11 protein-coding genes, 2 tRNA genes and 3 pseudogenes are annotated in these 20988 nt (G+C 67.8%); 9 read left to right on the top strand and 7 right to left on the bottom strand.

The features are described 5' to 3' along the window. Positions 1-120: 120 nt before the first annotated feature. The 6 genes and pseudogenes from ABD211_RS03000 to ABD211_RS33835 form a co-directional block, all read left to right on the top strand. Positions 121-2187, top strand: a complete 2067-nt coding sequence (locus ABD211_RS03000; RefSeq protein ID WP_344125918.1) for a PQQ-dependent sugar dehydrogenase — start codon at positions 121-123, stop codon at positions 2185-2187. A 90-nt stretch (positions 2188-2277) separates the two neighbouring features. After that, positions 2278-2701 (top strand): annotated as a pseudogene (locus ABD211_RS02995) (phage holin family protein). Then, a complete protein-coding gene (locus ABD211_RS02990) occupies positions 2698-3051 on the top strand; it encodes a DUF3618 domain-containing protein (protein WP_344125916.1) in 354 nt (117 codons plus the stop codon). The pseudogene ABD211_RS02995 and the gene ABD211_RS02990 overlap by 4 nt, the downstream one beginning before the upstream one ends. Before the next feature lie 1183 nt (positions 3052-4234). Beyond that, on the top strand, positions 4235-6670 hold the full coding sequence (locus ABD211_RS02985) for a non-reducing end alpha-L-arabinofuranosidase family hydrolase (protein WP_425560325.1): 2436 nt from the start codon (positions 4235-4237) through the stop codon (positions 6668-6670). 482 nt (positions 6671-7152) lie between these two features. Then, positions 7153-7395 carry a hypothetical protein gene (locus ABD211_RS02980; protein ID WP_344125912.1) on the top strand — a complete coding sequence of 81 codons (243 nt, stop codon included), beginning with the start codon at positions 7153-7155 and terminating at the stop codon, positions 7393-7395. A gap of 25 nt (positions 7396-7420) precedes the next feature. Continuing rightward, a pseudogene (locus ABD211_RS33835) lies at positions 7421-7477 on the top strand (hypothetical protein); the annotation flags it as partial. A gap of 57 nt (positions 7478-7534) precedes the next feature. Here the strand turns inward: ABD211_RS33835 and ABD211_RS02975 are convergent. Beyond that, the gene (locus tag ABD211_RS02975) at positions 7535-8044 is read right to left on the bottom strand and encodes a hypothetical protein (RefSeq protein ID WP_344125910.1); all 510 of its coding nucleotides are present in this window, start codon (positions 8042-8044) and stop codon (positions 7535-7537) included. Positions 8045-8434: 390 nt separating this feature from the next. Beyond that, positions 8435-8833 carry a hypothetical protein gene (locus tag ABD211_RS02970; RefSeq protein ID WP_344125907.1) on the bottom strand — a complete coding sequence of 133 codons (399 nt, stop codon included), beginning with the start codon at positions 8831-8833 and terminating at the stop codon, positions 8435-8437. 205 nt (positions 8834-9038) lie between these two features. Between ABD211_RS02970 and ABD211_RS02965 the strand changes: the two genes are divergently transcribed. Further along, complete coding sequence (locus tag ABD211_RS02965; protein ID WP_344125904.1) at positions 9039-9569, top strand: YfbM family protein; 531 nt, start codon at positions 9039-9041, stop codon at positions 9567-9569. On the opposite strand, the pseudogene ABD211_RS02960 reads toward ABD211_RS02965, so the two are convergent. The 3 genes and pseudogenes from ABD211_RS02960 to ABD211_RS02950 form a co-directional block, all read right to left on the bottom strand. Further along, positions 9517-10356 (bottom strand): annotated as a pseudogene (locus ABD211_RS02960) (IS5 family transposase). The gene ABD211_RS02965 and the pseudogene ABD211_RS02960 overlap by 53 nt on opposite strands. Before the next feature lie 639 nt (positions 10357-10995). After that, positions 10996-11068 (bottom strand) — tRNA-Arg (locus ABD211_RS02955). A 35-nt stretch (positions 11069-11103) separates the two neighbouring features. Beyond that, positions 11104-11194: transfer RNA gene (locus ABD211_RS02950), tRNA-Ser, on the bottom strand. Between the two features lie 233 nt (positions 11195-11427). Between ABD211_RS02950 and ABD211_RS02945 the strand changes: the two genes are divergently transcribed. Further along, complete coding sequence (locus tag ABD211_RS02945; RefSeq protein ID WP_344125902.1) at positions 11428-14952, top strand: carboxypeptidase regulatory-like domain-containing protein; 3525 nt, start codon at positions 11428-11430, stop codon at positions 14950-14952. Positions 14953-15034: 82 nt separating this feature from the next. Next, positions 15035-18580, top strand: a complete 3546-nt coding sequence (locus ABD211_RS02940; RefSeq protein ID WP_344125900.1) for a carboxypeptidase regulatory-like domain-containing protein — start codon at positions 15035-15037, stop codon at positions 18578-18580. A 42-nt stretch (positions 18581-18622) separates the two neighbouring features. Here the strand turns inward: ABD211_RS02940 and ABD211_RS02935 are convergent, their stop codons facing one another. After that, entirely contained in the window at positions 18623-19396 is a 774-nt protein-coding gene (locus ABD211_RS02935; RefSeq protein WP_344125898.1) for a CPBP family intramembrane glutamic endopeptidase, read from the bottom strand. Positions 19397-19416: 20 nt separating this feature from the next. Beyond that, positions 19417-20907, bottom strand: a complete 1491-nt coding sequence (locus tag ABD211_RS02930; RefSeq protein ID WP_344125896.1) for a peptide deformylase — start codon at positions 20905-20907, stop codon at positions 19417-19419. Positions 20908-20988 lie beyond the last annotated feature (81 nt).

Below are 20988 nucleotides of genomic sequence, written 5' to 3'. Positions count from 1 at the left end.
GCCCACGCAGTCAGCGCCTGGGGATGGAGATGTTCGGTGACAGACCTCGTGAAGTGGCAGTGGCGACTGAGGTGGCCGTTGCGGTGTCCGTCGGCCGGCCGGCGTTGGGTGACGTTCGGGATGACCGCACTGACTTTGACCGCCGGCAGCCTGGTGTTGACCGGATCGCCGGCGTCGGCCGCCACGCCGGATACCAGCGCCTGGTACGTCCTGCTGAATCGCAACTCGGGTAGGGCGTTGGACGTGTACAACCGGGCGACGAGCGACGGTGCGCGGATCACCCAGTGGACCCGCAACAACGGAGCCTGGCAGCAGTGGCAGTTCGTAAGTTCCGGAGACGGCTTCTACCGACTGCGGTCCCGGCACTCCGGCAAGGTCCTCACCATCCGCGGCTCGGCCACCACCAACCTCGCCACCGTCGTCCAGTCGACCGACCAGAACAGCACGGGACAGCAGTTCCGCCTCGCTGACTCCGGCGACGGATACGTGCGTCTGATCAACCGCAACAGCGGCAGGGCCGTCGACGTCCGTAACTCCTCCACCGCCAACGGCGCCGACGTCGTCCAGTACACCGACCTGCGCCGTACCAGCCAGATCTGGCAGTTGGCACCTGTCGGCACGGCCACCGACACGGTCGCGCCGACGGTGCCGGGCAGCGCGCGGGTTACGGAGCTGACCTGCACGTCGGTCCGGTTGTCGTGGACGGCCTCGTCGGACAACGTGGGCGTCGCCTTCTACGACATCTACCACGACGGCCAACAGATGACCTCGGTGCCCGGCACCACGCTGTCCACCGTCCTGACCGCGACGCCGGGAGCCCAGTGGGGTCTGTACGTCAATGCCCGGGACGCCGCGGGCAACGTGTCACAGGCCAGCGCCACCGTCCCGATCACCGTGCCGCAGTGCCAGGCCGACACCGAGCCACCGACGGCACCCACCGACCTGAGCGCCACCGCGGCCGGCACCACGGTCACCCTCCGCTGGGCGGCCGCCACTGACAACGTCGCCGTCACCGGATACGAGATCACCCGTGACGGGGTGCCGGTCGGCTCGACCACCGGCGGGACGACGACGTTCATCGACAGCGGGCTGGCGCCCGGCACCCGCTACGAGTACCAGGTCGTGGCCCGCGACGCCCAGGGCAACCGCTCGACGTCCAGCGCCGCGCCGGCGGTCACGACCGGGGCGGCGTGCACCTCGGCTATCTGCACCGTCACCGAGGTCACCAGGGACACCGATGTGCCGTGGGGCCTGACGCAGTTGCCGAGCGGCGATGTCCTGTACAGCCGGCGGGACGTCTTCGAGATCGCCCGGCTCGACCCGGCCACGGGCGCCACGACCAGCATCGGACAGGTTCCCGGCGCGGCGGGGACGGACGGAGAAGGCGGCGTTCTGGGCCTCGAGATCGCGCCGGACTTCAACGCCGATCCCTGGCTGTACATCATGCACACCACCGCGACGGACAACCGCGTGGTACGCATGCGCTACACGGGCGGGGTACTCAGCGGAAGCCCGCAGGTCCTGCTGACCGGCATCCCGCGCAACAAGTACCACAACGGAGGACGGCTGCGGTTCGGCCCGGATGGCAAGCTGTACATCTCCACGGGCGACGGCCAGAACGGCGAATGGGCCCAGGACCTCGCGAACCTCGCGGGCAAGGTGCTCCGCATCAACCCGGACGGCAGCATCCCCGCGGACAACCCGTTCGGCAACGCCGTGTGGAGCTACGGCCACCGCAACCCGCAAGGGCTCGCCTTCGACTCGCGGGGCCAGTTGTGGGAGCAGGAGTTCGGTAACTCCGTCATGGACGAGACGAACCTCATCGTACGCGGCGGCAACTACGGTTGGCCGCGCTGCGAAGGCACGACCGGCAACTGCGCCGAACCCGGATTCGTGGCGCCCAAGCAGACGTACCCGGTGGCGGCCGGCTCGTGCAGCGGGATCGCGATCGTCCGCGACGCGCTGTTCATCGCCTGCCTGCGCGGCGCCCGCCTGTACCGGGCACAGATCTCCGGTTCCGGCCTGACCGGCCTGCAGCAGTTCCTCAGCGGTACGTACGGCCGGCTGCGGACTGTGGAGCCGAGTATCGACGGCGGCCTGTGGCTGACCACCAGCACCCGCGGTGACAAGGACAGCGTGCCGAACAACAGTGACGAACGCGTCTTCAAAATCACTCTCGGTTCGTGACCGGCGTGGGTGTGGCGCCGAGCTTCGGGGTTTCGGTCCGACCCCAGCCGGGCACCAGGCGTAAATCGGACCAACGAAGGGCGGCGGGACATGACCATTCGGTCGGGTCCTGATGAAACCGAGCCCGCCTCGACGGCTGAGCTGATCGAGCGGGCAGCCCAGCAGGTGTCGACGCTGGTGGGCAAAGAGTTGGCGTTGGCTCGCGCGGAGCTGGTCGAGAAAGGCAGGCGCGGGGTTGGGCGGTGGCCTGTTCGGCATCGCAGGGCTGCTGGCCGGGTACGGACTGGGCCTGCTGCTCGTCCTGGCGGTGGTGCTGCTCGCGCTGATCTGGCCGACGTGGCTGGCCGTCCTCGTTGTCATGGTGGCCGTTCTCGCCGCGGCGGGCGTTGCCGCGCTGGTCGGCCGGGCTCAGCTCCGCCGGGTGACGCCCCCGGTCCCCGAGGAGGCGGCCGCCGGCGTGGCCGCTGACATCGATGCGGTCAAAACCGCCATACATGAAGGCAGGACGTCATGACGGAGGCTCCGGAACCAGCCGAGTTGCGGGCGGACATCGCGCAGCATCGCGCCGAGCTCGCCGACACGGTGGAACAGCTCGCCGCCAGGACCAACCTCAAAGCCCGTGCGCGTAAGAGCGCCGCAGCCGCGAAGGATCAGGCGAAAGAAGCACTGACCACGGCCGTCGACGAGACGAAGGACGCGGTGTCGACCGCTGTCGACGAGGTCAAGCAGGCCGGTCGCGCGGCCGCGGACCAGTTCAGCGGGTCACCCGCGGCGGTGGTACGCCGGCCCGTGCCGTGGGCGCTGGTCGGGTTCGTGGTCGCCGGGGCCGTCGTCGGATGGCTGGTGTGGCGGCGACGCACGTGAACCGGCTCACGCGACGCGTCGCGTACAAACCGGTGGGTCTGCTCGGCGGCGACGGCGAGACAGCGAATCGCGGAGCAGTCAGCCTCGACCGACCAGCCCGCCGACACCCGGGCGCCGTCGCACTTCTGCCGTAACGCTGCCGACCACCGCCACGGCCGGTGTCGTCATCGTCCGGGCCAGTGCGGACCTCCCACGCTGACTTCACAGCTACCGCTACGCCGCCCCGAATGACACGATCCCGCATCGGATCGGATATGCGGCATCCCGCGGTCCAGGCGAGGTCGTACTGTCAACGACTTTCGTAAACCTCTCGCTTGCGACCCAAGCTAATGTCAGGGACCGAAGTAGGGGATGAACAGGCAACTAAACTTGTACATCACGTCACCTAATGTTGGGCCCCCGGAGTGCATGGAGGTCAATCCCACAGGGGGCCGGATCAGGGAATCGAAAGTTTCGGCCACCGCGCCCGATGCGAAAGCCCCGGTGCATCACTTGTCGGCGGCGTGCGGGGCCGAACATACCGACGAATGAACCGAACAACACAGCTGCAGTGCCTGGATTTCCTGGTCAGGTCCCGCCCGCGCTCATCGTGGACGAATCCATTACTCGACTGACCCCGAGCTCAAAGTTGATCGTCTTTTGAACCCATTTCTGTGGACGCGTGTCCGACTTAGATCAACTGGTGTCTGAAACCTTTCGCAACGTCTGATCGACCGTTCGGCAAGCACTCCAGCGCGGATCGCGCTTACCAGTGAGGCTTGGCCAGTTAGCACCGAAACATCGACAAGCGGAACTGCCGGGAGCAAGGAACGTGAATACGTTTTGGTTGCTCACTGCTCTATCTCGGGCCTCGGAAAAACAGCTGTTGAAGGCGATGCGGAGACGTGGCGTACCGATTTGTCGGCTCCGGGTCGGCAGCGGAACGCCAGCCTGACCTGAGCGGCACCTCCGATAGACGTTCCCAAAACTTTCGGAGAGTTCTGGTTGCAAGTTTCGGACCACCCTGGCATCGTTAAGCGCCACTACACCCCACGTCCCCCAGCCCAACAGCTCAGCAAGCGCACTCGCAGCTCGACGGCCGGAATGGCCTTTCCGGCCACGTCGTGCCGTGACGGCCACCCCGTCACTGGCGGCTGCCGGGCGCTCCTGGCGGGCATCTGCCTGCCAACAGCCATGTCCACCAATGTTAGCGTTCACAAGGAGCGGGATGTCCCCCTCGATCCGTCCACCAAAACCCAGATTCAAGACCATCGCGATCGCTGGCGCGGCGGCCCTTGCCGTGACGGGCGCCGTGGCGCTGGTCATTCCCCAGGCCAGTGCGGCAGCCAGCACACTCGCTGCCGCAGCGGGCCAGTCCGGCCGCTACTTCGGCACGGCGATCGCTCAGGGCAAGCTCGGCGACTCGGCCTACACCACGATCGCGAACCGTGAGTTCGACATGATCACGGCCGAGAACGAGATGAAGATCAACGCGACCGAGCCCAACCAGAACCAGTTCAACTTCGCCGCCGGCGACGCGATCTACAACTGGGCCACCCAGAACGGCAAGAAGGTACGCGGCCACACCCTCGCCTGGCACTCACAACAGCCGACCTGGATGCAGAACATGTCCGGCTCGAGTCTGCGCAATGCGATGATCAACCACATCAACGGGGTGATGGGCCACTACAAAGGCAAGATCCCCTACTGGGACGTGGTGAACGAGGCCTACGCCGACGGCAACAGCGGTGGACGGCGCTCGTCGAACCTGCAGAGCACCGGCAACGACTGGATCGAGGTCGCGTTCCGTACCGCGCGCGCCGCCGACCCGGCCGCGAAACTCTGCTACAACGACTACAACACCGACATCTGGTCCTGGGCCAAGACGCAGGGCGTCTACAACATGGTCCGCGACTTCAAGTCCCGCGGCGTGCCGATCGACTGCGTCGGTTTCCAGTCGCACTTCAACGCGAACTCGCCGTACGACAGCAGCTACCGCACCACGCTGTCGAGCTTCGCGGCGCTGGGCGTGGAAGTGGCGATCACCGAGCTCGACATCCAGGGCGGCTCAGCCACCACCTACGCCAACGTCGTCAACGACTGCCTCGCCGTCCCGAAGTGCGTCGGCATCACCGTGTGGGGCGTGCGCGACAGCGACTCCTGGCTGGGCAGCAGCACCAGCCCGCTGCTCTTCGACGGCAACGGCAACAAGAAGGCCGCGTACACCTCGGTCCTCAACGCCCTCAACGCCGTGTCGTCGACGCCGACCAGCGCCGCACCCACCAGCGGTGCCGCACCCACCAGCGGTGCCGCGTCGACCGGCGGCACCGGCGGCACCGGCCGGATCCAGGGGTCCCAGTCGGGTCGTTGTATTGACGTGCCCAACTCGACGACGACCAACGGCACCAGGGTGCAGCTCTACGACTGCAACAACCAGTCGAACCAGGCCTGGACCTACACGTCCAGCAAGCAGCTGAGGATCTTCAGCAACACATGTCTGGACGCGGCGGGCACCGGCGACGGTGCGGCTGTCCAGATCTACAGCTGCAACGGGCAGACCAACCAGCAGTGGAACCTCAACTCCAACGGCACCATCACCAGCGTTCAGACGGGCAAGTGCCTGGACGTCTGGAGCACGTCCAACGGGGCGCAGGTGCAGATGTACGCCTGCAACGGACAGAGCAACCAGCAGTTCAGGCACTATGGGAGCGGCGGCACCACATCGGCACCGGCGACGACCGCGGCGCCGACCACCGCGGCACCGACGACCGGCTCGCAGCAGACCTGCGCGCTGCCGTCGACCTACCGGTGGTCGTCGACGGGCTCGTTGGCCAACCCGAAGTCGGGCTGGGTGTCGTTGAAGGACTTCACGGTGGTGAAGCACAACGGCAGGAATCTGGTGTACGGGACGTCGCACGACTTCGGTACGTCGTGGGGCGGGATGAGCTTCGCCCCGTTCACGAACTGGTCGGACATGGCTTCGGCGACCCAGAACACGTTGCCGTTCACGGCTGTGGCGCCGACGTTGTTCTACTTCGCGCCAAAGAACATCTGGGTGCTCACCTACCAGTGGGGTGGCAACGGCGCGTTCTCCTACCGCACGTCGAGTGACCCGACCAACATCAACGGCTGGTCCTCGGCGCAGGCGCTGTTCACGGGCAGCATCTCCAACTCNTTCTTCGCCGGTGACAACGGCCGGATCTACCGGGCGAGCATGCCGATCGGGAACTTCCCGGGCAACTTCGGTTCCTCGTACACGACGATCATGACCGACACGACCAACAACCTGTTCGAAGGCGTCGAGGTCTACAAGGTCAAGAACCAGAACCAGTACCTGATGCTGGTCGAGTCGATCGGGTCGAACGGGCGTTACTTCCGTTCGTACACGTCGTCGAGCCTGAGCGGTTCGTGGACGGCGCAGGCCACGTCGGAGGGCAACCCGTTCGCGGGCAAGGCCAACAGCGGTGCCACCTGGACCAACGACATCAGTCACGGTGACCTGGTCCGCGACAACCCCGACCAGACCAAGACGGTCGACGCGTGCAACCTGCAGCTGCTCTACCAGGGCCGTTCCCCGAGCTCGGGTGGCGACTACGGTCTGCTGCCCTACCGGCCGGGGGTCCTGACGCTGCAGCGCTAGCGGCATGACACAGGCAAGCCCGAGGCTGTCCCTGACGGCCCCGAGCGACGCAAACCGAACCGGGTAGGCGTCCGCGGCGGCCATCAGGATCGGGTAGACCCGCTGTGGCGGGCTCGGTGTGACACCGAGCCCGCCACAGTCATGTAGGCACGCTGGACATCACATTCGCGAAGGTGGCCGATCCCGGCGTTGTCCGCTAACGATCTCGTGCGCAATAGGCCCAGGCCGCGCGGAGCCTCCGATCGCTACTCCACTGCGGACGTAGATCAGAACCGGCATAGCAACACTTATGGTGGTGCCGTCAGCCGAGGGCCTCGTGAGCAATCCACGTGAGCAGAAGCCATTCTGATGATCCGATACCAGGAAGCGAAATGGCCTCCCACCACGGTGGGAGGCCATTTCCGTACTGCGCGCCCGAAGGGACTGGAACCCCTAACGTTCGGATCCGTCGGGAGGTCGGACCGATCTCGTAGGTTGGGCTGGTGAACACAGACGCGCGGTCGGGTGTGCCCTTCGACCAGTTGGTCGTTGCCGACCTCACCGTGGACCGGTCGTACCTCGGCGGTCGCGCGGGAAACTCGGGCGACGACCCCATCGCCCGCCTGTTGCCCGTCGGCAACCAAGGTGGCTTCCGGTTCGTGGGTTCTCCGCGCAAGCGCGAGGTCCGGCTAGCCGTCCTGGTCTCGTCAGGTCGCGACCCCCGACTGGCCCGACGTTCTCGATGAGCAGACCGGGGTCTTCACCTGTTTCGGGGACAACGAGGAGCCTGGCCGCGACCTACACGAGACGCAGGGCGGCGGCAACTGAGGTTGTGGTGGGCTTGGCGGCCGAGGTCTCAAACTTCGGCAGCGTCAGCGTTTCGGGTCAGCTTGGCAGGAGGGTGGCGCCTGGTTTCTTCCGGCCGGTGCCCAGGATGAGTATGCCTACGGCGATCGCGGCTGTAGCCGCTGCCGCGATCGTGCATCCGGGGGTGAGCCAGGCCGGCACACCGTCGAGGTGTGATGCGGGCCGTAGTGCCGCGTGAAGGGTGTAGACCGGCCCGGTGTAGGTGAGGTGCTGGCCGAGCATGACGGCGTTGACGGTGATGGCCCATGTCGCAGGTGCGGAGACAGTCAGGGCCAGGCCGGCGAATGTCGCGGCCAGTCGGCCCCAGCCTGAATGCAGGGAGCGGATCCGGTAGGCGAGCGCGGCGGTCAGTAACCATCCGGCCAGTGCGCCGAGCAGCCCGCCCGCGACGGTCAGCGGCAGGTAGGCGGCGCTTCGCTCGGCGACCAGTTGGCCGTAGATGCCGCCGCCCCAGGCGTCGCCGGACTCGTTGACGAGGAAGTCGTTCACGGTGCCGTACAGGATGAGGCCGTCGCGTTTAGCGGTCACGCGTAACCATGGCGCGGTTGCCTCGCCAACGCCGCGAGGATCAGAAACGTCGATGCCTGCATGACAGCAGACCGTACGTCAGATGATATGTATCGTCAACCGATGCATCGACACTCGACCCGTCGCCAACGTGCGTCGCCCTCAAGCTGACCCCTCTGCGTAAATCGACCGCTTGTGCAAATTCGTCGCATGGGCACGTCCTACCTCCGACACCCGTCACCACGCGTGATCGCTGCGCTTGCTGACGGCAGGCGTTCCCGTCTCACTGGGGGGTGGCGTCCAAACTGGCGAATATCGAGATCGGCGAGAATTCGCTGGTGCCGAACCTCAGACATCCGGTGCCGGACCTCGGTTCTGGCGCGAAAACCGTGATTGATCTTGCGGGTGTCGCTATGCCCCTTGAGCGGTGTCTCGGCGGTTCCGGATGTAGTCCATATAGTCCTCGCCGGCCACTGCGTAGTTGACCCAGTGGTCGGGAGCGGCGCTGGCGAATCTTTCGGCGAGCAGGATCGCTTCTTCCTCATCAACGCTGGTGCCCAGTTCGCGGCCCTCCCCGACGTATACCTCGTCGGCGGGGTCGAGCGACAGGAACTCGGACAGGTCGCCGGCCCGGTCGTCATCGAGGTCCTGCACGGTGTGGAGCGAGATGCGGTATTGCCCGTTCATGGGACTGATCGCCACCCACCGGACAGCTCGCTCGCCATTGACCTCGGTGCCGCCGAGGAACTGTTCGATGCCTTTCCCGCGGCGCAAAGCTCCCAGGGCGAACTGTCGAGTGAGGTACCGCATTTGCCGAGCCTACGGTTGCGCGGTCGATCGTTGGTCAGCTGGCGAGCTGGACGCGTTTGCGTAGCAGTGAAATGGCGCGAGGCCGACACCCCGGGAGGCGTTGATCCGCCGCCGCCGACCCCGCGAGGAATGGATCACAGGAAAGGAAGACGATCATGGGCATGGCGTTTATTGGACGTCGCCTGTCGGCCGACGAACTGAAACGGTGCTCGATGACCCGACCACTGTCGCACCCCTGCTCCACGGCGACCTCGACGACTACGACAGTGAGATGCCCCAACCCGATCTGGACCTGGACAAGTCCTGGCACGGCATGCATTACCTGCTCACTGGGACCGCGTGGGAGATCAGAGATTGGGCCGGCGCGGCGATCCTCGGCGGCGATGAGATCGGAGAAGACGGCGGCTACGGTCCACCGCGGCTGGTTGACGTCGAGACGGTAAAGACGATCGCCGCAGCGCTCGAGGCGTTGGACGCTGAGACATTGCGCGCCACGTTTGATCCGGACGCGATGATGACCGCCGACATCTACCCGGACTGGGTCGCCGGAGCCGACCAACTGGACGGCTACCTGATGCCGCACTTTGCCGAACTGCGCCGGTTTCTACCGGACTGCGGCGGCAAACGGCCAGGCGGTACTGCTCGCCATCATCTGAGAGGGCGTTTGATTTACACCTTTTGTGCTAGTAGGTGTCTCGCCAGGTTGGGGTGGCTTCGCCGGTTATCCGTTTGCTGACGTTGTCGATCATCGCAATGTGAATCATCGCTTCGGAGCTGGTGGGCAGTGTCTCGTAGTCGCGAACGAGCCTGCGGTGCAGCATCAGCCAGCCCAGCGTCCTCTCCACCACCCATCGTCGTTTGACCACATGGAAGCCCTTGGCCTCGGCTTTTCTCGGGACGACCTCGGCGTCGACGCCCAGGGTGGCGGCGTGCTCGACGAACTTGTTCTTGAACCCGGCGTCCACCCAGGTCTTGGTAATCGTGGGGTGCAGCGCCGTGGCCCGGTCCAGGACCTGGACTCCGGCGGTGTTCTCGGGGGTGGAGGCGGCGATGACGATCACAGCGAGGAGGAGGCCGAGGGCGTCGGTCGCGATGCCGCGCTTGCGGCCGACGATCTTCTTGGCGGCGTCGGTGCCCTGGGTGGTTGTTGGTGGGTTGGTGGAGGTCTTCACGCTCTGCGTGTCGATGACGGCCGCGGTCGGTTCGGCGGCTCATGTGGCCTTGACCCGGGCCAGGCCGGTGAGGTCGTAGTTGAGCTGGGCGAAGACGCCCTCGTCGCGCCAGGCCGCATAGTAGTAGTACACAGTGGAGTGTGGCGGGAAGTCGTGGGGTAGGTACTTCCACGCGATGCCGGTCCGGTTCACGTACAGGATCGCGTTGAAGATTTCCCGGACGTCCGTGCGGGCGGGTTCGCCGGTCGGGCGCCGGTCGATGCGTGCCTGTTGCCAGGAGCGAAGTGTCGGCTCAATCAGCGCCCACCGGACGTCGGAGATGTCGCTGGGGTAAGCGCGGCGAATCGTCATGCCGAAGCTCTACTATGGACGCAACAGCGGGCGTCGCAGACGGTGGAAGCGGAGTTTCCGGACGATGTCTACGTCAGACGGAATCCAGGGTAGATATCCGCGCCAATCCAGACACGATCATAGACAGTATTATATGATCTAATCGTCCCGTATCGGGTGAGGCAGACAAACAACCCACCTCACGAGTCGGAAATACACTGAAACGCTGTCATCAAATGCCCTCTCAACAGTCACCACGGTGGAAGATGGGATCGTCCTCGTGGCCGATGGCCCATAGCAGGGGTGCCAGGTTGCCGAGGGCCAGCCCGTTCACCGGCCTCCAGACCGTGGGTCACGGTTCCACTCAGGTCGGAGTGCGCAGATCGGGTTACGTTCGGGCGGCTATCCAGCCCTGTGGGTATGGCGGCCGGGTGGCAAACCAAGGCCCAGCTAAGACAGGACCGGACTCCCGTCGTACACATGTTCTATCCACAGGCAGTGGATAACCCGAGACTCGTACCAACCAACGCTCACGGGACACGGCAAGGCAGGACCCATCCGCGTCGGACGAGCACCAACGGAGCACCCGGAGATCCACGAGCCCGGAAACAGATCAGGGCCTGACCCGCGTTTCCACTGGTCAAGCCCTGATCTGTACTGCGCGCCCGAAGGGACTCGAACCCCTAACCTTCTGATCCGTAGTCAGATGCTCTATCCGTTGAGCTACGGGCGCAGGTGCCTGGCCCAGTGTACATACCGGGTTCAGCGCGGAGGCTCCGGGATTCGAACCCGGGAGGGGCTTTAAGACCCCAACCGCATTAGCAGTGCGGCGCCATAGACCGTACTAGGCGAAGCCTCCATCGGCGGCCCTGCGCGAGGACCACCGCCGGTTGAGGATACAGGGCCGGTGGGGCGGGTGCCAAAGCACTATGCCGGTCGCCCCGAAAGGGCCCGTGAACGGGACATACACCCCAGACCCGCAGACGGGGCAACGCATGTCACACCGGTCGCCTAACATCATCGCCGGCTGATCACTTCTGAAAGCGTCTCAACTTTCCCAGCCACACCCCTTGTCTCCGGAGGCACCCTACGATGCCTGCCCTTTCCCTTGCCCGCTTCGCGGTCACCGCGTCGCTGGCCGTGGCGGTCGCCGCGGCCGCGCCGGCGCTGCCCGCGTACGCGGACGACACGACCGGCACGGTCGCCGGTCACTTCCTCAACGGCACCGACCCCGTGACCGACATCCCGGTCGTCCTGCAGATGACCGACGGATCCGCCGAGGTCGCGACCGCGACCACCGACGCTTCGGGCGCGTTCTCGTTCGCCGATGTCGCGCCCGGCGACTATGCCGTGCGCTTCGACCTGCCCGGCGGCGCGCGGCAGTTCTTCCACCACTCCCGTTCGGCGCGGGAGGGCCAGGTTGTCTCCGTGACCGCCGGCGCGGAGGCGACGGTCGAGGAGACGCTGGCGCCGTACGGATCGGTGACCGGCCGTCTGCTGGCCGCGAGCGGCGAGCCGCTGGTGGGCGCGACGGTCACCGCGGACGACGAGAGCGGGGCCCCGCCGCTCACCGCGACGACCGACGCGAACGGCGAATACTCCCTCTCGTACGTCTGGCCGAGCGCCTACCTGGTGACGTTCACGGTGCCGGGCAGTGACCTGAAGCAGTATGTGCCCGGCGCCGCCAACCGCGACGAGGCCAGCACGGTCGCCGTCGCGGCCGGCCCGCCGACTGTGGTGAACGACACACGGTTGGCGACCGGCACGGTCACCGGCTCGGTGGCCCGGTTCAGCGGCGTCGCGAAGGGCACCGTGTACGCCTTCCGGCCGGGCAGCGGAACGGCCCTGACCTCGGTCGCGATCAAGGCGGACGGCACGTTCTCCCTGGAGACGTTCGCCGGCCCGGTGCAGCTCATGTTCGCGGTGCCGGCCGGCAAGACCACGACGTCGCAGTGGTACCAGCAGCAGCCCTACCAGGCGACGGCCGAGATTCTCGATCTCAGCCCGGGTGGCGCCCTGTCGATCGCGGACAACGTGGTCGACTGGGGCAACCTCACCGGCTTCCTGCGTGACCCGGACGGGAACCCCGTGGCGGGCGCCAATGTGTACGCCACGTCCGGGAGCCGCACGCTCAGTACCACCACGAATGAGAACGGCAAGTACGGGTTCCGTCTGCCGACCGGCAGTTACAAGGTGCGGTTCGAGGCGCAGGGCGCCGTCCAGTGGGCGACCGGCAAGTACTCGGCCGACCAGGCCAACTCGTTCTCCGTCGGCGTCAACCAGGCCATCACCGTCAACGACGTGTGGCTGCCCAGCGGGCCGCCCCCGCCGACCTCGGGCCTCACCGGCAAGCTGACCGACAACGGGGCCGGCGTCGGCAGCGTCCAGGTTTCCGTCTACACCGAGAACCAGGACTGGGTCGGCTCCACAGTCACCAACGGTCTCGGCGCGTTCGCGTTCCCCGACCTGTCGTCGGGCACGTACAAGGTGAAGTTCACGCTGCCGGGCTACCTCGACCAGTGGTCGAGCCAGAAGTGGGACTTCGAGTCGGCGGACATCATCACCGTCAACGACGGCGCGGCCACCACCCTCAACGAGGAGGCCGCCCCGCACGGCCAGATCACCGGCCGCCTGACGAGCGCGGACGGTAACGCGGTCGTCTGGGCGCCCGTGACCGCCACCAGCACCGACGGCCGGATCATCGCCTACGCGGACACCGACGCGTACGGCCGGTACACGTTCGCGTGGCTGCCGACCGGCGGCTACAAGATCGCCTTTATGCCGTTCGGGTGGGGCGGGCTGACACAGTTCGCGCACCAGAAGTCGCGGGCCGAGGATGCCGACGTGATCGCCGTCGACGCCGGCGCCACGGTCACCGTGGACGAGGAGGTCATGCGGTTCGCCACCGTGACCGGGCAGCTCACCGACCAGGGTCAGCCCGTCCCGTACACGCAGGTGTACATCTACGAGGCGACCCACGGGGACATCACCTACGCGTACACGGACGGCGGCGGCAACTGGAGTGCCCAGGTGCACCCCGGCCGGTACAAGGTGAATTTTGTTCTGACGAACGGCCTGAGCCAGTGGGCGCACCAGGCCCGCGACGAGGCCGCCGCGACAGTGTTCACGTTCGGCACCGGCGAGAACGTCGTCAACGAGGAACTGCTGCCGACCGCGTCGATCCGCGGGCGCCTGCTCGACCACAACGGCGAGCCGGTGACCAGCGGCAACGTGGAGATCAGCGACGGCACCGAGTTCTTCAACGCCTACCTGGGCGAGAACGGCGAGTGGTCGGCGACGGTCGTGCCGGGCACCTACAAGGTCCGGTTCATCACGGACACGGCGAACCAGTGGGCGTACGGCAAGACGACCGCCCAGGCCGCCGACGCGGTCACCGTGGCGGCGGGCGCCACGGTCGTCGTGGACGACCAGCTGCTCGCGCCGGGCTCGCTGAAGGTCACGGCGACGGACGCGGCGACCGGCGCGGCGATCTCGACGTTCTGCGCGTACGCCGACAACGGCATCACCACCGACGCGTGCACGACGACCGGCACGGTCACGCTGACCGGACTCAGCGGCGGCGAGTACACGGTCGCGACTTACGTCGAGGAGGAGACCTCCGACTACCTCATGACCGAGACGCGCGGCGTGGTGGTGACCACCGGCCAGGAGACCGTGGTGGCCGCCAAGCTGCGCAAGGGCGCCACCATCAGCACCATCGTCAAGGACGCCGCGACCGGCGCCCCGGTACCGGGCGCATGCGTCGAGCTGGTCGAGGTCGGCCGGCCGAGCTGGCTCGGCGCGAGCCGCAAGGTCTGCGCCGACGACCAGGGCGTCGTGACCCAGAACAGGATCACCCCGAACGCGTACAAGCTGTTCGTGTGGGTGACCGACGGCGTGCACGGCCGGCAGTGGGTCGGCCCGAACGGCGGCGTGGGCGCCCAAGCGACGGCGAAGACGGTGACCCTGTCCAGCGGACAGACCACCACGGTCGCCGCGATCAAGCTGGACAAGGCCGGTTCGGTGAGCGGCATCATCACCGACAAGGCCACGGGCGCACCGATCGCCAACGCCATCGCGGCCCTGTCGAGCTACAACGACGGGCACGGTGGGGGCGGCGGCGCCCCGGGCGCCCTGGTCGCCACGGACGCGCAGGGTCGCTACACGCTGACCGACCTCGGCCCGTACGACTGGACGCTGTTCTTCCGGCACCGCGGGTACGCGGCGCAGTGGTCGGGCGACGTGCCCAACCGCCTGCTGGCCGACGGCGTCAAGGTCAAGGTCAACACCACCACGCGGTACGACGTGAAGCTGCGCAAGGGCACCGCCCTCACCGGCAAGGTCCTCGGGTCGGACGGCCAGCCGGTCGACGTCGCGCGCGTCACCGTGATCAACGCGGTGACCGGCGACGAGATGGGCTCGGGTGACACCGCGCCGGACGGCACCTACACGGTGCCCGTCTTCGGCCCGCAGCTGATCAAAATCAGGATCGGGGGCACGGTCGGCGGCGTCTGGGGCACCGAGTTCCACCAGAACGCGGACACCCTGAGCGACGCCACCACGGTCCTGGTCCCGTTGCAGGGCAGCAAGACCGTGAACCTCACCTTCACCCCGTAACGCACAGCCGGGGCGGGCGGCCGAGCCGCCCGCCCCGGCTGTTCTCTTCCAACATTCCCCTTAGCCCGGAGGCAACCCACCGATGCCTGCCCTCTCCCTGCGCCGGTTGGCGGTGGCCGCGTCACTCGCGGTCGTCGTCACCGGCTCGCTTACCGCCAACGCGCTGCCCGCGTACGCGGAGGACACGACCGGCACCGTCGCCGGCCACCTTCTCGACGGCACCACCGCCCTCTCCGATGTCCCCGTCGTCCTGCAGTTGCCGGACAACACGGCTGACATCGCCAACGCCGTGACCGACTCCACCGGCGCGTTCTCGTTCGCGGACGTGCCGCCCGGCAACTACCTGGTCCGTTACGAACTGCCCGGCGGCGTCCGGCAGTACTACCCACAGTCCGCCCGGTACGACGTAGGCGCCCAGCCGATTTCCGTGGTGGCCGGCGAGCAGACGCCGGTCGAGACGACGGTCCTGCCGCACGCGACCGTGACCGGCCTTGTCCAGACGGCCGGCGGGACCGCCCTGCAGAACGCGACCATCATGCTGGACCCGACGTTCTACACCGAGACCTATCCCACGGTCACGACCGACGCGGCGGGCGCCTACCGGATCCCCTATGTGGTGCCGGGCACGTACCGCGTGCGCGTGCAGGACAACACCACCGGACTCGTCCAGTACGTGCCGGGGAGGACCAGCCAGAGCCAGGGCGACGAGCTGTCGTTCGAGGTCGGGCAGACGGCGACGGTCAACGAGACGCAGCTGCCCATCGGCACCCTCGCCGGCACGGTGACGCCGGGCACGGCCAAGCGCGTCGACGTGCGGGCGTACGCGGTCAACGGCAGCAACATCGTCAGCAGCGCCACGGTGAACCTCGCCGACGGCTCGTTCAGCATGCCCATGTTCGCCGGTCCGGTGCAGCTGGAGTTCAAGTCGAACGACGGCAGGACGACGAGCTACCAGTGGTACCACCAGCAGACCAAGCGCACCAACGCCGAGTCGGTGTACGTCCCGGCGGGCGGGGTCGCCTCGATCGAAGAGACGATCATCGGCAGCACCCCGACGACCGGCACGATCTCCGGCATGCTGACGGACGAGACCGGCGCGGTCGTGGTCGGCGCCGCCGTCACCGCCATCAACACCAGCACGAACGTGAGCTACCCCGCCACCACGAACGAGTACGGCAAGTACAGCGTCACCGTGCCGGTCGGCGTGTACCAGGTCCGGTTCCAGGCCAACGGGATCACCCAGTGGGCGTACGGCAAGTACCTGGACTACGCGGCGGACGCCTTCAGCGTGACGGCCGGGAAGACCGTCACCGTCAGCGACACGCTCCGGCCGCCGTCGGTGGGCGGCACCGGCATCGCCGGCCGGCTCACCGACGGCGGGCAGCCGGTGGCCGAGGTGGGCGTCACGATCTGGAACGAGTACTACGACTGGATCGACTACGTGACCACGGGTGCGGACGGCTCGTTCGCGCTGCCGTACGTGTGGGCGGGCACCTACAAGGTGTCGTTCTCGCTGCCCGGCGGCGTGCAGCAGTGGAGCCACCAGAAGTTGACCTTCGAGTCGGCCGACATCATCGAGGTCGTCGACGGTCAGGCCACCATCCTCGACGAGGAGCTCGCGCCGCACGGCCAGATCACCGGCCACCTGACCAGGACGGACGGCACTGCGGTGGGTGGCGCGTACGTGGTCGCCACGAGCACGGACGGCCAGGTCATGGCCCAGGCGAACACCGACACGGACGGCTCGTACAGCTTCCCGTTCCTGCCGGCGGGGAACTACACGGTGTCCTTCCGGCCCTTCGGGTACGAGGGTCCGACGCAGTTCGCGCACGGCAAGTCCCGGGTGGAGGACGCTGACGTGATCACCGTCGGTGTCGGGGCCACGGTGACGGTCGATGACGAGGTGCTGCCGTTCGCGACCGTGACCGGGCAGCTCACCGGCAACGGGCAGCCCGTGCCGTTCGCCCAGGTGTACCTCCACGACGCGGTCACCGACGATGTCACGTACGCGTTCACGGACTCCGACGGCCGCTACTCCGCGCGACTGCGGCCCGGCCGGTACAAGGTGAGTTTTGTCCTGGAGAACGGCCTGATCCAGTGGGCTCACCAGGCGCGCACCAAGGCCGACGCGACGGTGTTCACGTTCGCGGAGGGTGACAACGTCCTCGACGAGGCGATGCTGCCGACCGCGACGATCCGTGGACAGCTGACCGACTCCTACGGCTACCCGGTCACCAGCGGCACCGTCGAGATCAGCGGCGGTGGCGAGTTCTTCAACGCGTACCTGGACTGGAACGGCGAGTGGTCGGCGACCGTCGTGCCGGGCAGCTACAAGGTGCGGTTCATGACCGACACGGCCAACCAGTGGGCGTACGGCAAGACGACCGCCCAGGCCGCCGACACGGTCACGGTGGCGGCGGGTGACACGGCCGTCGTGGACGACGCGCTGCTACCGCCGGGCTCGATGGCGATCACGGCCGCCGACGCGGCGACCGGTGCGCCGATCTCGACGTTCTGCGCGTACGCCGACAACGGGGTGACCTCCTACGGGTGCACCACGACCGGCACGGTGAACCTCGACGGCCTCAGCGCCGGCGAGTACACGGTCGCGACGTACGTCGAGGAGGAGGACTCCGACTACATCATGACCCAGACTAAGCGCGTGGTGGTGCTCAGCGGCCAGCAGACCACGGTGGCCGCGAAGCTGCGCAAGGGCGCCACGTTCAGCACCACGGTCACCGACGCCAAGTCCGGCGCGCCCGTGCCGGGCGCGTGCGTCGAACTGGTCGAGACCGACCGGCCGTCCTACCTCGGCGCGAGCCGGAAGGTCTGCGCCAACGACCAGGGCGTCGTGACCCAGAACGGGATCACGCCGGACGACTACAACCTGTTCGTCTGGATCACCGACGGCGTCCACGGCCGGCAGTGGGTCGGCCCGACCGGCGGCGTCGGCGCCCAGGCCAAGGCGAAGAAGGTGACGCTGACCAGCGGGAAGACCACCACCGTTCCCGCGATCAAGCTGGACAGGGCCGGCTCGGTGAGCGGCATCATCACCGACAAGGCCACGGGCGCACCGATCGCCAACGCCATCGCGGCCCTGTCGAGCTACAACGACGGGCACGGCGGTGGCGGCGGCGCCCCGGGCGCCCTGGTCGCGACGGACGCGCAGGGTCGCTACACGCTGACCGACCTCGGCCCGTACGACTGGACGCTGTTCTTCCGGCACCGGCAGTACGCGGCCCAGTGGTCCGGCAACGTCCCGAACCGGCTGCTCGCCGACGGCGTCAAGGTCAAGGTCAACACCACCACGCAGTACAACGTGAAGCTGCGTAAGGGGACCACGCTCACCGGCAAGGTCGTCGCGTCGGACGGCCAGCCGGCCTCCGCGCGGATCACCGTGATCAACGCGGTGACCGGCGACGAGATGGGCTCGGGCGACACCGCGCCGGACGGCACCTACACGGTGCCGGTCTTCGGGCCGCAGCTCGTCAAGCTCAAGATCGATGGATCGGCCAACGGCGTCTGGGGCACCGAGTACTACAACGACTCGGACTACCTCAGTGACTCCCACACGGTCGCGATCCCCGTCACCGGCACGAAGACCCTGAACATCACCTTCACGCCGTAACGCGAGCCGGGGCGGGCGGCACGACGCCGCCCGCCCCGGACCTCACTTCAGGAAGCCGACCTTGTCGGCCAGGTACGTGTAACCGAGATAAGCGATCACGTCCAGCAGCGTGTGGGCCACGATCAACGGCCACAACCGCCGCGTACGGGTGAAGAACCAGCCGAACGCGAGCCCCATGACGATGTTGCCGACGAACCCGCCCACCCCCTGGTAGAGGTGGTAGGACCCGCGCAGCAGCGCGCTCGCCACGATCGCCGGCCACCGCCCCCAGCGCAGGTCGCCGAGCCGGGTCAGCAGGTAGCCGACGACCACGACCTCCTCGATCACCGCGTTGCCGATCGCGGCCAGGATCAGCACGGGCACGGCCCACCAGATGTCGGGCAGGTTGGCCGCCGCGACGGCCGTGTTGATGCCCAGCTCCTTGGCGAGCACGTAGAGCCCGATCCCCGGGATGCCGATCGCCGCCGTGATTCCTACGCCGGTGAGCAGGTCGAACGCCGGGCGGCGCCGGTCCAGGCCGAGCGAGGACGGGACATCGGCGTGGTCGCGGCGCAGCAGGTGGATCGCCAGCAGCGCCGGCACGACGTTGAACAGGACCCCGAGCAGCTGGTAGCTGAGGTCCAGCCACGGCCGGCCGGGGGCCTGCGACGGGTTGAGCGTCGTCGTCTGCGTCGACAGCGGGGCCGGGGCGGTGAGCTTCCCGACGAAACTCACGATGGAGTACAGCGCCGACTGCCCGAGGCTCACGCCGAGCAGCAGCAGGACCTCGCGCCTGAGCACGACATCCGACAGCGGGGACCGCACCTGATCGACCACGCCGCGAGCCTAGCGCCGGCTCAGTACCGCCAGGGCAGACCGGCCGCCTCGTATTCCGACACCGGCACCACGGGCACGCCGGAGATCATCCGGTCGGGGTAGAGCACGCCCTCCAGGTGATCGATCTCGTGCGCCACGAGCCGGGCCAGCGCCCGGTCGAACCGGGTCACCACCGGCGTCCCGTCGGGCAGCTGGTGCCGGACGTCGATGACGGTCGGCCGGGGCACCCGCCCGCGCACGTCGAAGAACGACAGACAGCCCTCGTACTGCTCGTCGTGCTCGGTGGAGGACGCGACGATGCTCGGGTTGATCAGCACGATCTCGCCGCCGAGGGACGGGTCGGTGGGCCGCACGATGGCGGCTGACCAACCGATGCCGACCTGCGGGGCCGCGATGCCGGCGCCCTTCTTGAAGTCGTGCAGGCCCATGACCCGGCCCAGGGTCTCCTGCAGGCGCTCCACCACGTCCTCGGCCAGAGCCCGGTCGGCGGGCAGGTCGAACCGGCGGGCGGGCGTGTTGAGGATCGGGGCGCCGCGCTGCACCACCCCGGCGGCGCGCATCCGGTCGCTGGGCAGGCCGGCGACGCCCCGGAACCGCCATTCCAGCCGGTACCGGGCGTTGAGGGGCGGGTTGTCGGTGGCCCAGTCGAAGGTCACCCGGTCGCCCTCGGCCCGGCTCGCGATGGGCGTCCGCAGCGGGGCGGCGTCGGCCGTGAACGAGCTTTCCACCCCCCACACGACGGGGTCGAGCGCGGCGGGGAAGTCGAGCCGGACGGTCAGCCGCTCGGTGGGCAGCCGGATGGCCCGCTGGAACCAGGTGCCCCACTTGTCCTCGCCGCACGAGTACTCGTACTCGATGGTGGTGCGCTGGCCGGGGTAGAGCGGGAAGCGCGAGTCGGCGTTCTCAAACAGCAACCAGACCTCCTTGAAGGAGTCCCGGTCGTGGGTGGGCCGGATCATCATGGACTCGCCGGCGCTGCGCGCGGTGAGCTCCAGCTCCGTCCAGGTCAGCGGGTGGGTGCGGTAGTAGCGGTTGGACCGCTCGGGCTCGCCGGGGTAGCGGTCGACGGCGACGCGCACCAGGTAGCGGGTGACGGGCTCGGTGCCGGCGTTGTAGAGCGCCCGGCGCACCAGGCAGTGGTAGCGCCCGCCGGAGAAGCTCAGCTCGGCCAGCTCCCGCTCGACGATGAGGCCGGCCTGCAGGTTCTGTCGCTGCTCGGGCGGGCCGAGGCGGCGCCCGCCGCCGGTGTGCCGGCCGCCGGAGGCGGACCGGGCGTCGTCGTACTCCCGGAAGAGCTGCCAGATCGTGCCGGAGGCGCGCAGCACGGTGTCGGCGCGGCGCGCGAAGTCCTCGGTGGGACGGTGGCGCTTCGCCTCGACATGGCTGACGTAGGACGGGTCGAAGCCCATCTCCGCGGCCAGCTGCTTCTTGCTGAGGCCCCGCTCCTCCCGCAGGTGGGCAAGGGCGTCGGCGAAGGCGGTCGCGGCCCGATCGACGGGCGGTTCCGTCATAGCCGGTCACCTCGCCGGGTCAGGGGGAACGGTACTCGGCACCGTATTAAGTGTTTCTCGGGTCAGGATGCCCGCCGGCCG

This window comes from Luedemannella flava (assembly GCF_039528515.1).
In the GTDB taxonomy this organism is placed as follows: domain Bacteria; phylum Actinomycetota; class Actinomycetes; order Mycobacteriales; family Micromonosporaceae; genus Luedemannella; species Luedemannella flava.
This window is presented reverse-complemented; position numbering and strand designations above follow the sequence as displayed.

Bases quoted from the DNA above. Each gene is read 5' to 3' on its own strand.
- ABD211_RS03000 (WP_344125918.1), top strand. From the start codon at position 121: ATGACCGCACTGACTTTGACCGCCGGCAGCCTGGTGTTGACCGGATCG.
- ABD211_RS02990 (WP_344125916.1), top strand. From the start codon at position 2,698: ATGACGGAGGCTCCGGAACCAGCCGAGTTGCGGGCGGACATCGCGCAG.
- ABD211_RS02970 (WP_344125907.1), bottom strand. From the start codon at position 8,833: ATGCGGTACCTCACTCGACAGTTCGCCCTGGGAGCTTTGCGCCGCGGG.
- ABD211_RS02945 (WP_344125902.1), top strand. From the start codon at position 11,428: ATGCCTGCCCTTTCCCTTGCCCGCTTCGCGGTCACCGCGTCGCTGGCC.
- ABD211_RS02940 (WP_344125900.1), top strand. From the start codon at position 15,035: ATGCCTGCCCTCTCCCTGCGCCGGTTGGCGGTGGCCGCGTCACTCGCG.
- ABD211_RS02930 (WP_344125896.1), bottom strand. From the start codon at position 20,907: ATGACGGAACCGCCCGTCGATCGGGCCGCGACCGCCTTCGCCGACGCC.